The following is a 12,826-nucleotide window of genomic DNA, read 5'->3' on the forward strand; positions in this document are numbered from 1 at the left end:
AGCTATATATAGCTTTTCATTCCCCTTATAGATATTTCCCCGGATATTAAATTTTCTCTTTTTCCATCTTCATATTGAACAACAAGTTCTCCTTTATTGTCTATATCCAGTACCTTTGCATTTATTGAATTTTCTCTTTTAATAACTCTAATTTCTCTGCCTATCAGAATAGAATTTTCTCTACAAATGGATATAGTCTTCTCTATATCTTCTCTTTCAATGAAATCTTCATATAGGACTTCAAAATTGTTGAGTATTCTACTTACAATTTCTTTTCTACTTAAGCTTTTACCTGTTTCTATTTTTACAGAAGTAGCCATTTCTTTCACCTCTTCTGTAAAATCACCTTCATCTAGATTTACATTTATACCAATACCCATAACTAAAAAGTTTACTTTAGTAAGCTCAGCGCTCATCTCAGTAAGTATACCACAAATCTTTTTTTTATTTAGCAATATATCATTAGGCCATTTTATAAGAGTCTCTATTTTCATTTCTCTAAAGGCCTTATTTATAGCCGCTGCACCTATTTGAGTTACCATAGCTACATTTAAAGGATTTATATCTGGTTTTAAAATAATTGACATCCATATGCCCTTACCCTTTGGAGATATAAAATTCCTTCCCATTCGTCCCTTTCCCATAGTCTGTTCTTCTGATATTATAACTGTACCATTTTTTTCATCTAATAAAGCTAATTCCTTAGCTTTATTATTTGTAGAATCAATACTATCAAAATGAATAATACTTCTTCCTATATATTTTGTATTTAAACTTCCTGCTATTTCCTCATTCGTTAGTATATCTGGAGATGATATTAATCTATAACCCTTTTTAGATATAGCTTCAATTTCATACCCATCTATTTTTAGCTGATTTATGTATTTCCATATAGCAGTACGACTAACACCAAACTTCTCGCTGATTTCCTGGCCGGATATAAATCCTTCAACATTTCCTTTTAATAGTCTTAATATTTCATCTTTCAATTTTTTTCCTCCTAAGTTTCTCATAGAGTAAAACTCACTATCAATAAAAAACTACTTCTTTTAATTATTGCCATCTTTTAATATTTATTATAAATCTTATTAATATATATTCCTATATGAATTCTTATAAACACAATTCTAGCAATTTAAATACCATATAGAAAAATTCAATACTCCAGCAAAGGAAACCCATGCTATATAAGGTATCATCATAAATGCTGACAATTTGTCATATTTAAAGAATTTAAAAGTAGTTAAAAGCATAAATACAAGTAAAATCATAAGTTCTAGGAAAGCAAGTCCATATAATCTTAATCTAAAAAATAAAATTGGCCAAAGAAAATTAAAAAAAAGCTGAATTCCATAGAGAAGTAATGCCTTTCTAACATTTTTTCTTTGCTTGCCCACTTCCCATATTCTATAAGCTGCTAGTCCCATTAATAAGTATAAAATTGGCCATACTATAGGAAATAAATAGGCTGGTGGTGAAAATACTGGTTTTATAAATGCCTCATAGGTTTGAATATTTATATTTCCTAAAGATCCACCTAATAAACCTATTGCTTCAGTAATAGCAACAAATAGAATAGCTTTCAGTATATTACTCTTACCATTGACTTTAAATATATTAACCATTATATAGCTCCCTCCAGATTATATTATAATAATATTATAGTTAGGAGAACGTTATATTATGAGTAAAATAGATGAAAGTTAATCTTTATTTAATAAGACTATAGTCCTAAATTTATTTTGTGTATTTACTTTTAATAAACTTGCTAGCTTTACCTGCATAATATATTGTTAATTTGTGAAGAGATCTTGTACATGCTATATACAATAATCTTTTATCTAATTCAGTAAAATAATTTTCATTAGAAACATTATATACTATAACCGCATCAAACTCTAATCCTTTTGCCATATAAGATGATACAATTAAAGTTCCCTTTTTCATTTCTATATTACTTTCATCTATACTTTTTACATTGATACTTTTCTTTAGATTATGATACAAACTTTCTTTCTCCATTTCATTCTTACATATAATGGCTACAGATTCATATCCCTGCTTATAGTACTCTTTTATCTTATTTATTATTGATTCATTTATTTCTTCTACATTAGATTTAAATATAGTTTCAGGTTTTTCCTCGTGTCTTTCAAAAATTAATGAATCATCTTTAATTTTTAATAGACTTTGTGCAAAAGCATTTATTTCAAATGAAGATCTGTACCCCTTTTTTAAAAACAATTTTAATGATTTTCTCTTATTAAGTATTCTTTCTATTTCATCATAGATATTCTCATTTTTATCTTTTTCAATGGATTGATTTATATCGCCAAGTACAGTAAATCTTGCAGACTCAAATAAAATGCTAAATATTTTGTAGTGAATTGGATAATAGTCCTGAGCCTCATCAATAACAACTTGCCTTATTTCTTTAAACACATCACTACCTTCTATATTCAGCTTAATGTATAAAAGAGGTGCTGAATCCTCAAAAGAAATAAATCCTTTATTTAAATTTTCTCTAGTTTCCTCTATGATATTTTTAATATTTTCAGGAAGCTTTAAGCCTTTGCTTAATCTGAAGAAAAGTTCTTCGCTATAAAATAAACCCTTATATACCTCTAAATAAGATATATTGGTAAAACATCTCAATGTTTTCATAAATTTTTTTGCTTCTTTTATGGCTAAAAGTCTACTAAAAGATTTTTCTTCAAATTCATGTCCATAACTGTTTTTAACTATGTTTTCTATTTTACTAAGTCTTTTTTTCCTCATAGAATGTACCTTGTGAAGTATGATATTCTCCATTCTCTTAAGCCTCTTTGACATAGGCATATTGATTTTATTATTTAAAAATTTATTTTTTAATTCCTCTCTAGTATCAATAACCCTTCCATCATAATATATATCTTTAAATGAAATAAGCCTATGTTCATAATACTTTATAAATCTATCTATAAGCTTTATAAATTCCATGGATCCTTTAAATTCTATATTTTCAATTTCATCAATACTTTTTTCACTATTCTGATTACTTATTATACATTCTAAAGCTATATTTCTATTTTCAATCTTGAAATTATTGCCAAAAGCTTTTTTAATGATTTCATCATAGGTTGTTTCTATAACATTTTCTTCACCAAGTTCTGGTAATACATTGGAAATATAATTACTAAATATAGAATTTGGAGAAATTATAATTATATTGTTAGAACTTAATTTCAAACCTGTATACAATAAAAATGCAATTCTATGAAGTGCTATAGATGTCTTTCCACTTCCTGCTACACCTTGAACTATTAGTAATTCATTATCCGTATCCCTTATAATTATATCTTGTTCCTTCTGTATGGTTTCTACTATATTTTTCATCTTAGAAGATGAATTTCTACTCAATACGTCCTGTAAAACTTCATCATTAATAGTAATGCTGCTATCAAAAAAATATTTAAGTTGTGATTTTTCTATTTTATATTGTCTTTTCAAACTAACTTTGCCTGTAATCTGCCCCTTTGGTGAAATATAAGAGGCATCTCCAAGCTCCTTTCTATAGAATATACTGGAAATTGGAGCACGCCAATCATAAACATATATATCATTAGTTTTTGAATCCATTAAATTATGGAGTCCTATATATATTTTATCTTCATCCTCAAAATTATCTTCCTTGAAATCAAACCTTCCGAAATAAGGACATTTAATCATGGATTTATACTTTTTTATCTCTTTTTTAAGGCTGCATAAATTTCTATTATCATTATTTACCTCCATAAGATAATCTGTCACTTCAGGAATTTTATCAAAATCATTGGAGAAGTGAACACTATTTTCCCACATCTCCTTTCCGGACGCAATAAGTTTACTAAGTTTGCTTGGGAGATTATTTTCTTCCTTTAGCAGTGATTTTTTTATTAAACTCACTGTTTTATCCAAATAGCTTTCTTCATTTTCTCTTTCCTCTTTAATACTACACATTTCATCTACCTCCAAACTTTTTTCATAAAACCTATTGACTTATAATATATCATTGTGATATAATTTAGATGTAAAATATTATATTTTTAAGGTTTTGAGTTCAATTTTTAATTATATAACAAAAAGGCATTCATGTAAAGTATGAATACCATTTTGTGTTAAAGTCATATATAAATCTTCTAATAAACTATAATTAAAATAATCACTAGCAAAATCTCTTTCCCAACCAGCACCTTCAGCTAAAGCATTTACAAGTTCTTCTTCTCTAGCCTCAAGATTTATCATACCACAATCAGTATATGCAAACCTTATTCGGCCACCTGCAATGCTATAATAAACATAAAAATCACTCTAGCATAAATTTCTAGTGTTTTTTGTATCTTTTTAAACATTCTTTAACTATAAATAATCTGCATAAAAAGAGGCTGACACACTAATTTTTTATAGACAGCCCCTTTTTTATTTTATTGAAAGTGCTTTTTTAAAATCTTCTATTATATCATTCGTATCCTCAAGTCCTAAAGAAACCCTTATAAGACTATCCTTAATTCCTAATTCTTCTCTTTCTTCTTTTGGTATGGCTGCATGGGACATCTTTGCTGGATAAGAAACTATAGTTTCTACTCCCCCAAGACTAACTGCTACTGCTGCAAGTCTAACTTTCTTCATGAAATTTCTAGCTGTCTCATCATCTTTAGTTTCAAAGGAAAGAACTGCACCTCCCCCCCTAGACTGTGAAAGATGAATGGCACTACCTGGATGATCAGAAAGTCCTGGATAGTAAACCTTAGCAACTTCAGCTTGCTCTTTTAACCAATTAGCAAGCTTTAATGCACTTTTTTGCTGATAGTCAAGTCTTACCTTAAGAGTTTTAAGTCCTCTCAAAAGTAACCAACAATCCTGAGGCCCTAGAATTGCTCCAAAAGAATTCTGTACAAATTTAACTTTATCTGAAAGCTCTTTTCCCTTTACTGCTACAAGTCCACTTACTACATCACTATGACCTCCAATAAACTTTGTAGCACTATGAACTACAATATCAGCTCCTAATTTAATAGGATTTTGTAAATATGGAGACATAAAAGTATTATCTACAATGACTATAATATCATGTTCCTTTGCTAATTCTATAACAGCTCTAAAATCAGTTATTTTTAAAAGTGGATTAGACGGCGATTCCAAAAATATTGCCTTTGTGTTATCTTTTATTCTCTCTTTAATTTCTCCAATATTAGTTGCATCAATAAAAGTTGTTTCCATATTAAACTTTGTAAAAAATGAAGAAGTTACTCTATAAGTACCACCGTAAACGTCTTTACAAACTAAAATATGATCTCCAGCAGAAAAAATTGATAATACCGATGATATAGCGGCCATTCCTGAAGAAAAAGCAAAGCCACTATCTCCTTCCTCTAAAATAGCTATTGTATTCTCAAGGGCCTCTCTAGTAGGATTTCCCGATCTAGAATAATCATATTTACCAAAATTATCTATATCGAATTGATGAAAGGTAGATGCTTGATATATTGGTACGCTTAATGCTCCTGTATTCTTATCTATTTCATTTCCATTATGAATAAGTTTTGTTCCAAAATCCATTTTACTATCCCCTTTATATACGGTATTTAATACCATTACTTTGTTTTAGGCATATTCAAATAAATAAATAGTCAGTATGCTAGTCTATTTTGAATCCTACTACGTCAACAGAACCCTCAGATAGCTCACTATCCTCAGAACCCGTTTCCTTGTAGACTTCAAAATATACGTCGCATCTTTGACTTACTATTTATTTTCATATGCCTTAATTTCATATTAATAAAATATACAATATATTTTAATTTTTCTTAACTACCTAGCCAATTAAAAATTCAACGCTCTATCTAAGTCTCCTATTAAATCATTAATATTTTCTATACCTACAGATAATCTTAATAATTTATCTGTAACTCCTATTCTATTTCTCATCTCCTCAGGTATAGCCGCGTGAGTTTGAAGATACGGGTAGGTTATAAGACTTTCAACTCCTCCAAGACTTTCTGCAAAATATATAATTTCAAGATTTTTAAGAACTTTTTCAATAAATTCTTTTTTTACAACAGTAAAGGAAATCATTGATCCAAAACCAGTGGCCTGCTTAATAGCTATATCATATCCTTTATGTTCTTTAAGTCCTGGATAGTAAACTTCATTGACATTTTTACATTTTCTAAGCCAGTCAGCTAATTTAATTGCATTCTCTTGCTGTTTTTCAACTCTTAATGCCAGTGTTTTTATCCCTCTAAGTATGAGCCAACTATCAAAAGGTGAAAGTACTGCACCCGTAGAAGTTTGAGTAAATTTTAATTCTTCAATAAATTTATTTGCTACTACTAGTCCCGAAAGAGTATCATTATGTCCACCTAAGAATTTAGTTCCACTGTGAATTACTATATCGGCACCTAAAGATAATGGTCTTTGAAAATATGGAGTTAAAAAAGTGTTATCTACTATAGTCAATATTTTAAATGGTTCTGCAATAGCTGCTATCTTTTCTATATCTGTTACTCTCATCATAGGATTTGAAGGTGTTTCTATAAAAATTGCTTTAGTATTTTTTCTTACAGCTGCTTTAATCTTTTCTATATCTGTTGTATCCACATAATCAACTTCAATTCCATATTTCTTATAAACTTTTTCAAATAATCTATATGTTCCTCCATACAAATCTTCTGATACAATTACGTGATCTTTAGGTAAAAAAAGTCTTAACACCGCATCTATAGCTGCCATTCCTGTTGAAAAAGCGAAACCACTTTTACCACCCTCAAGTTTTGCAATTGTCTTTTCAAGTTCCTCTCTAGTAGGATTTTCTGATCTTGAATAGTCATATCCCGTACTTTGATTTAATCCTCTGTGACTAAAAGTTGCAGTTTGATATATAGGCATACTTATAGTTCCAGTCTGCTCATCCTTTTCTTTAGATCCATGCACCATAATTGTTTCTAATGCCCTACAATCCTCTTTCATAAAATCCCTCCTAAGACTACATGATTTTATATTAATCATCTTAAATTAACTAATAAATTATTGTGTTATTTATCAATGAATCTTACTTAGTGGGAGTTTGTTTCTCCCACTAAGTTTAGATGAATTATCTAGGGACGTGCAGCTGTTATCTCCCACTTAAAGAAGATGGGAGTGTTATAGCTGCTAGTCATCAGATAAAGCAAAATATTCCTGTCATCTTTTATTTTATTATTTCTTTTCAGATACTTATAAAGCAAATTATTATTAATTGAAATAAGCCTCTTAAAAATAAGAGGCTTATAGAAATTTAGCCCCTTATCTTTCAGAAAACACTGTAGGAATTAGCACATTTTCAGTTTTCACTGACTGTTGCTGGGTTTCATTGGGCCTATCCCTCCACCTCTCTTGATAAGAGTTTATTTAATTTTATATTTAAACAAATTTTAATTTAATAATAAAAGCTGCTCTTCATAAGAAAAGCAGCAAATAATACATTATCCGCTTCTTTCCTTATCTCTCAGAAAATGATTCTGCTGGAATTAACACCGTCACATTTTCAACAAAATGTCGGTTGTTGGGTTTCATCGGGCCAGTCCCTCCACCTCTCTTGATAAGAACAAGATTTTCGTTATTAAATTTTCTTTAATTCATATGATAGCTATTATTCTTACTAATGTCAATAACTTTTTAATAAAAATTTAAAATGCAACTGTAAATTGATACTTTATTTATAATTAAGTTTTAAAATTACAGATAATTTTACTAATATAAAAGTTAAATATTGTATTTCAATAAACAAAGGGAAAATAGTGCCTATAACAGCAACTATTTTCCCTTTATTATTAATAGACCTTTTCTACATTATATCCATCTTCATTTAAAGCCTTTATTATTTCACTTATATGCTCATGACCATTGGTTTCTACTGTTACTTCAAGCATAACATCTTTTAATCTATCAATAGCTTTGAATTGGTTATGTTCCAATTTTATTACATTAGCCTTTTTATTAGATAATATTTGAGATATTTTAAGTAACTGTCCTGGAGAATCTTGTAGTTTAACTGAGAAGCAGAATATTCTACCTCTAGATAACAATCCATTGTTTAACATTGATGCTATAGTTACTACATCTATATTTCCTCCACTTATTAGTGACACCACTTTCTTACCTTTGAAATCCAGCCTTTTCAAAGCCGCTAAAGACATTACTCCCGTCGCTTCTGCTACGAGTTTATGCTTTTCTAATAGTATAAATGCAGCCTCTATAAGTTCACAATCACTTACAGTAACAATTTCATCCACATATTTTTTTACAACTTCAAAAGTTTTATATCCAGGTTGCTTTACAGCCGCGCCATCAGCAATAGTATCAACTTTATCTGATGCAGTTAACACACCAGTATCAAAAGATACTTTCATAGCGTTTGCTCCTTCTGCTTGAACTCCTATAACTTTTATATTAGGATTAATAGATTTAGCAGCTACTGCTATGCCACTTATTAATCCACCGCCACCAATCGGTACTAAAATAGCATCTACATCTTTTAGCTCATCAATTATTTCAAGTGCTATAGTCCCCTGTCCAGCCATAACATCTACATCATCAAATGGATGTATAAAAGTATATCCATTTTCTTTTTCCAATCTCTTAGCTTCTTCATAAGCCTCATCATAAATTTGGCCTTTAAGCACCACATCTACCCCATAACTTCTAGTTGCTTGTACCTTTATTAAAGGAGTAGTTTCTGGCATAACAATAGTTGCCTTAATTCCAAGTTTATTTGCAGAGTAAGCAACTCCTTGAGCATGATTTCCTGCTGAAGATGCTATTAACCCTCTTTTTTTCTGATCATCACTTAATTTACTTATCTTGTTTAATGCTCCTCTTAATTTAAAAGCTCCAGTAATTTGAAGATTTTCAGGCTTTATATACACTTCATTACCATTTTCATTGCTAAATTCTGAACTATATATTAATTTTGTATTTATACATATATCCCTTATTCTTTCTCTTGCCTCTAATACATCATTTAAAGTAATGTAATTTGCTTCATTCTCTACTTCTAATACTGAACTCTCTTCCATAACAATATCCCTTCCTTATACTATTTTATTAATATTTCAATAATTATAAACAAAAAATCTTTCGTCCTTATAAGCACACATATTAAGTCATATGCTCATAAGGACGAAAGATTAAGCTTCCGCGGTACCACCTTTTTTGTAGTTACATCATAATAACTACCCCTTCAATCAGATCATTATGAGATGACTATCATAATTAATCTTAACCATATATCGCTGGTAACCGTCCTTATCTACTTAACAGAAGCCTTTCAATTTGGAAACTCCGGAGTGATCATTACATACCCATGCTAATATTAGCTTACACCAACCGCTAACTCTCTTTAAATAACAGATTGAATACTTTTTTCTCCATCTTAGTTTTAATTTTATAATCAGTTAATATGTTCTTAAGTATATTATTGTTTAATACAATTGTCAATACATTTTTTAACTCAAATTTTAATTTCACCCTAGCTATATCTATACTTCATTTAAATTCATTGTATATTCTTCTAATATCTATAAAAGTCAATTCACATTATGTATTTTAAGGCATATGAAAATAAATAACAAGTCAAAGATGCGACGTATATTTTGAAGTCAACAAGGAAATAGGTTCCTAAGATAGTGAGCTATCTTAGGGTTCTGTTGACGCGGTGGGATTCAAAATAGACTAGCATACTGACTAGTTATTTATTTCAATGTGCCTAAGTAATAATTCTTAGTTTTTATTAATATAATTTAAGGTATTAGTTTAAATTTATTAATTGTACAAGGAGTACTTATGTCTAAATTTTATTCTTATCCTATTAAATTTACACCGAAATATAAAGCTCTTATTTATTTAACTCAAATACCCATTATGTATATACTTCTAGTTTATCATCCTATAAAAAATCATATACTATTCGAAGCTGTTTTTTATTTAATTTTCATTTTATTTGCTCTAACCTTTGGTTGGTCAGACACATCATTATATTTGCAAAAGAATGATAAATCCTTAAAACAAATTCTAGTACTAGCCTTGCAATTATATTGCTTTCAAATAATAATATCTTCTGCAGTTATTTTACTTATGAAAAATTCAGACCCTCAAGGCATAAAAAATATGTCCTACTCATTTAATTATTACTTAAGCAATCATGTTGTACAAACAATAATCTTAGCCTTTAGCGAAGAATTTTTTAAGTTTACTATATTCATTGCAATTTTATCTTTAATAAATATGGATAACAAGTTTAATATATTTATATCCATTATATTTACATCCTTCATTTTTGGTGCTATGCATGCAATAAACTATAAACAAACTGCTATGATCCCTATAATGTTTAATACAATTCCATGTTTTATATATTTATTAAAATACAAAAGTCTCTATATTTTAATAGCTGCACACTTTATCTTTGATACTATTGCTTTTATATCTCATGTAGAGCCTCTAGGTCATGAAACTATACAGTTTGCAGCTTCTGCAATTTTAGTATTTATTATAGTGAACCAAGTTTTAATACCTAAGATAAAAAGAGTACTTGCTAAAAGTTAAGTTTTTATCTTTTAGCAAGTACTCTTTTTACATTCCTCATCATTCTATTATAATTTATACAATTTTGGGTATATAATCTTAATATACACTAATATTAAAATCAAAAGCATGAAAGAAGGCATTATATTTTATGAATATACAAGGTAAAAATATAATTTTAACAGGGGCTTCTTCTGGTATTGGTAAAGAGCTATTAAGAAAGTTAAAAAATTATGATGTTAAAATAATTGCTGTAGCACGAAATATTAGCCAAATACCTAATTATGGAGAAAGAGTTACATCATTATCCTGTGATTTATCAAAAAAAGAGGAAGTAGATAAACTTTTTGAATATGCCTTAAATCTTCTAGGTCATATAGATATATTTATAGCTAATGCCGGTTTTGCCTATTGCGAGGAAATTAAAGTGGCAAATTGGGAACATATAGAAGAAATATACAATACAAATGTTTTCTCACCTATATATTCTACTGAAAAGATGAAACTTGTAAATAAAGATAGAAAATATTATATGGTTATAACCTGTTCTGCAGTGAGTAAAGTACCTCTGCCTGGATATACTCTTTACTGTGCAACGAAAGCTTCTATAAATATGTTTGCTAAAACTTATAGATATGAAATGAAGAATAAAGGAAGATTGGCTTTAGTTTATCCTATTGCAACAAGGACAAAGTTTTTTAAAAGAGCTGGAGGAAATACGGCGCCAGTACCTTGGCCTGTTCAATCACCTAAAATAGTTGCTTCTAGTATAATACTCGGAATAAAACTTAATCTACGAAATATATATCCTTCAATTTTATTTCTTATTTCTAGTATCATAAATAGAGTAATTCCAATTTTATATCCTATTTATAGTAAACTTTTTTCAATAAGTTTCAATTTATGGCTTAAAAAAAATAACAAAAATCCAAGATGAATACATTGCATTATTAACACTAATTAAATATTTTACATTTCACCAAATATTATCTAAAATAGAATTATGTAAGCATAGCATAGCTCTCAAAGAAATATATTATGCTTACATAAAATAATCCAGAAATGTACTCCTGTTATCTCTGGCTTTAAAAAGACTATAAAATATTACAGCCACCAGTTATCAGATAAATTTATTTTTTACAAGGTACTATTTCTATCCAATATCCATCTGGATCAATTATAAAATATATTCCCATAGGCTTATTCTCGTAACATATACACCCCATTTTTTTATGATATTCATAAGCTTCATCAAAATTATCTACTTTTACAGCTAGATGAAATTCATTTTCTCCAAGATTATAAGGTTCTTTTCTATCCTTTAGGCAAGTTAACTCTAACTTATGGTTAGTTTCTTTATCTCCAAGAAAACTTAAAATAAAACTTCCATCTGGTGCATTATACCTTCTTATTTCTTCAAAACCCAGGGCCTCTTTATAGAAAGCAATGCTTTTCTCTAAATTTAAAACATTAAAATTATTGTGATCAAATACAAATTTCATTTTTATAACTCCTCTCTTATATATCGTCTACAAAGTATTATAATCTATTATAATACAATTCTTGAAATATTAAAAATCCTATTCTAATTCAGCTATATAGAACAAAATATAAATTTGTGCAATAATAAATATATACAATCTTATAAAATATTAATTAGTAAGTGAGGTATTTAATTTATGAAAAATAAAAATGTAAAAATTAATTATTTGTATAATAGTGGATTTACTGTAGAAACAGAAAATAATCTTTTAATATTTGATTACTATAAAGACTCTGTATCCAAGGGTGAAAAACGTATAGAAAATGGTGCTATAGGTGATATAGATTTAAAAACACCAAAACAGATTATAGTTTTTTCTTCTCATAGCCATTTTGACCATTTTAATCCCGTAATATTAAATTGGAAAGAATCAAGACCAGATATTCAATATATATTGAGTAGTGACATCAGTATAGATAAGAAAGATTCTCATATTAATATGATATCTGCTTATGAAGATTTGAATATAAAAGATATATATATTAAAGCTTTTGGTTCTACTGATATAGGCATTTCCTTTTTAGTAAAGATAGATGAAATAACTATATTTCATGCTGGTGATTTAAATTGGTGGTATTGGTTGGATGAAAACGAAGAATTTAATTCAAATATGGAAAAATCTTTTAAAGAAGAAATAAAAAAAATTAAGGGTAATTCTATAGATATAGCTTTTTTTCCCGTAGATTTGCGTCTTAAGGACTA

The 12,826-nt window shown here is 28.5% G+C and carries 11 protein-coding genes, 2 riboswitches and 1 other annotated feature; of the genes, 3 read left to right on the forward strand and 8 right to left on the reverse strand.

From position 1 onward, the window contains the following. Nucleotides 1–2: 2 nt before the first annotated feature. The 7 genes from RH99_RS03930 to ilvA all read right to left on the reverse strand — a co-directional run bounded on the left by RH99_RS03930 (nt 3) and on the right by ilvA (nt 9,074). Nucleotides 3–989 carry a biotin--[acetyl-CoA-carboxylase] ligase gene (locus tag RH99_RS03930; RefSeq protein WP_010234234.1) on the reverse strand — a complete coding sequence of 329 codons (987 nt, stop codon included), beginning with the start codon at nt 987–989 and terminating at the stop codon, nt 3–5. Nucleotides 990–1,127: 138 nt separating this feature from the next. Next, nucleotides 1,128–1,625, reverse strand: coding sequence for a TspO/MBR family protein (locus RH99_RS03935; RefSeq protein ID WP_010234236.1), 498 nt, complete (start codon nt 1,623–1,625; stop codon nt 1,128–1,130). A gap of 112 nt (nt 1,626–1,737) precedes the next feature. After that, nucleotides 1,738–3,978, reverse strand: a complete 2,241-nt coding sequence (gene helD, locus RH99_RS03940) for an RNA polymerase recycling motor HelD (RefSeq protein ID WP_010234238.1) — start codon at nt 3,976–3,978, stop codon at nt 1,738–1,740. A gap of 111 nt (nt 3,979–4,089) precedes the next feature. Next, a complete protein-coding gene (locus RH99_RS19170; protein WP_158511932.1) occupies nt 4,090–4,263 on the reverse strand; it encodes a hypothetical protein in 174 nt (57 codons plus the stop codon). 174 nt (nt 4,264–4,437) lie between these two features. Continuing rightward, entirely contained in the window at nt 4,438–5,577 is a 1,140-nt protein-coding gene (locus RH99_RS03945) for a trans-sulfuration enzyme family protein (protein WP_010234240.1), read from the reverse strand. A 264-nt stretch (nt 5,578–5,841) separates the two neighbouring features. Then, nucleotides 5,842–6,987, reverse strand: coding sequence for a trans-sulfuration enzyme family protein (locus RH99_RS03950; RefSeq protein ID WP_010234243.1), 1,146 nt, complete (start codon nt 6,985–6,987; stop codon nt 5,842–5,844). Between the two features lie 312 nt (nt 6,988–7,299). Next, nucleotides 7,300–7,402, reverse strand: a riboswitch (SAM riboswitch). Nucleotides 7,403–7,494: 92 nt separating this feature from the next. Next, a riboswitch (SAM riboswitch) is annotated at nt 7,495–7,604 on the reverse strand. A gap of 225 nt (nt 7,605–7,829) precedes the next feature. After that, on the reverse strand, nt 7,830–9,074 hold the full coding sequence (gene ilvA, locus RH99_RS03955; protein ID WP_010234247.1) for a threonine ammonia-lyase: 1,245 nt from the start codon (nt 9,072–9,074) through the stop codon (nt 7,830–7,832). A 96-nt stretch (nt 9,075–9,170) separates the two neighbouring features. Further along, nucleotides 9,171–9,441, reverse strand: a binding site (T-box leader). A gap of 690 nt (nt 9,442–10,131) precedes the next feature. Here ilvA and RH99_RS19605 point away from each other — a divergent pair. Further along, nucleotides 10,132–10,602, forward strand: coding sequence for a CPBP family intramembrane glutamic endopeptidase (locus RH99_RS19605; protein ID WP_243441443.1), 471 nt, complete (start codon nt 10,132–10,134; stop codon nt 10,600–10,602). Nucleotides 10,603–10,732: 130 nt separating this feature from the next. Next, a complete protein-coding gene (locus tag RH99_RS03965; protein WP_010234253.1) occupies nt 10,733–11,518 on the forward strand; it encodes an SDR family NAD(P)-dependent oxidoreductase in 786 nt (261 codons plus the stop codon). A gap of 193 nt (nt 11,519–11,711) precedes the next feature. Here the strand turns inward: RH99_RS03965 and RH99_RS03970 are convergent, their stop codons facing one another. Further along, complete coding sequence (locus RH99_RS03970) at nt 11,712–12,083, reverse strand: VOC family protein (protein ID WP_010234255.1); 372 nt, start codon at nt 12,081–12,083, stop codon at nt 11,712–11,714. Between the two features lie 177 nt (nt 12,084–12,260). On the opposite strand from RH99_RS03970, the gene RH99_RS03975 reads away from it, so the two are divergent. Further along, nucleotides 12,261–12,826 (forward strand): MBL fold metallo-hydrolase (locus RH99_RS03975; RefSeq protein ID WP_010234257.1); only part of this gene is annotated, 566 nt, incomplete at its 3' end.

This window comes from Clostridium arbusti SL206 (assembly GCF_000246895.1).
GTDB lineage: Bacteria > Bacillota > Clostridia > Clostridiales > Clostridiaceae > Clostridium_I > Clostridium_I arbusti.

Excerpts from the sequence above, each read along its gene's own strand:
- ilvA (WP_010234247.1), bottom strand. The coding sequence starts at position 9,074 with ATGGAAGAGAGTTCAGTATTAGAAGTAGAGAATGAAGCAAATTACATT.
- RH99_RS19605 (WP_243441443.1), top strand. The coding sequence starts at position 10,132 with ATGAAAAATTCAGACCCTCAAGGCATAAAAAATATGTCCTACTCATTT.
- RH99_RS03935 (WP_010234236.1), bottom strand. The coding sequence starts at position 1,625 with ATGGTTAATATATTTAAAGTCAATGGTAAGAGTAATATACTGAAAGCT.
- helD (WP_010234238.1), bottom strand. The coding sequence starts at position 3,978 with ATGTGTAGTATTAAAGAGGAAAGAGAAAATGAAGAAAGCTATTTGGAT.
- RH99_RS03970 (WP_010234255.1), bottom strand. The coding sequence starts at position 12,083 with ATGAAATTTGTATTTGATCACAATAATTTTAATGTTTTAAATTTAGAG.
- RH99_RS19170 (WP_158511932.1), bottom strand. The coding sequence starts at position 4,263 with ATGATAAATCTTGAGGCTAGAGAAGAAGAACTTGTAAATGCTTTAGCT.
- RH99_RS03965 (WP_010234253.1), top strand. The coding sequence starts at position 10,733 with ATGAATATACAAGGTAAAAATATAATTTTAACAGGGGCTTCTTCTGGT.
- RH99_RS03945 (WP_010234240.1), bottom strand. The coding sequence starts at position 5,577 with ATGGATTTTGGAACAAAACTTATTCATAATGGAAATGAAATAGATAAG.
- RH99_RS03950 (WP_010234243.1), bottom strand. The coding sequence starts at position 6,987 with ATGAAAGAGGATTGTAGGGCATTAGAAACAATTATGGTGCATGGATCT.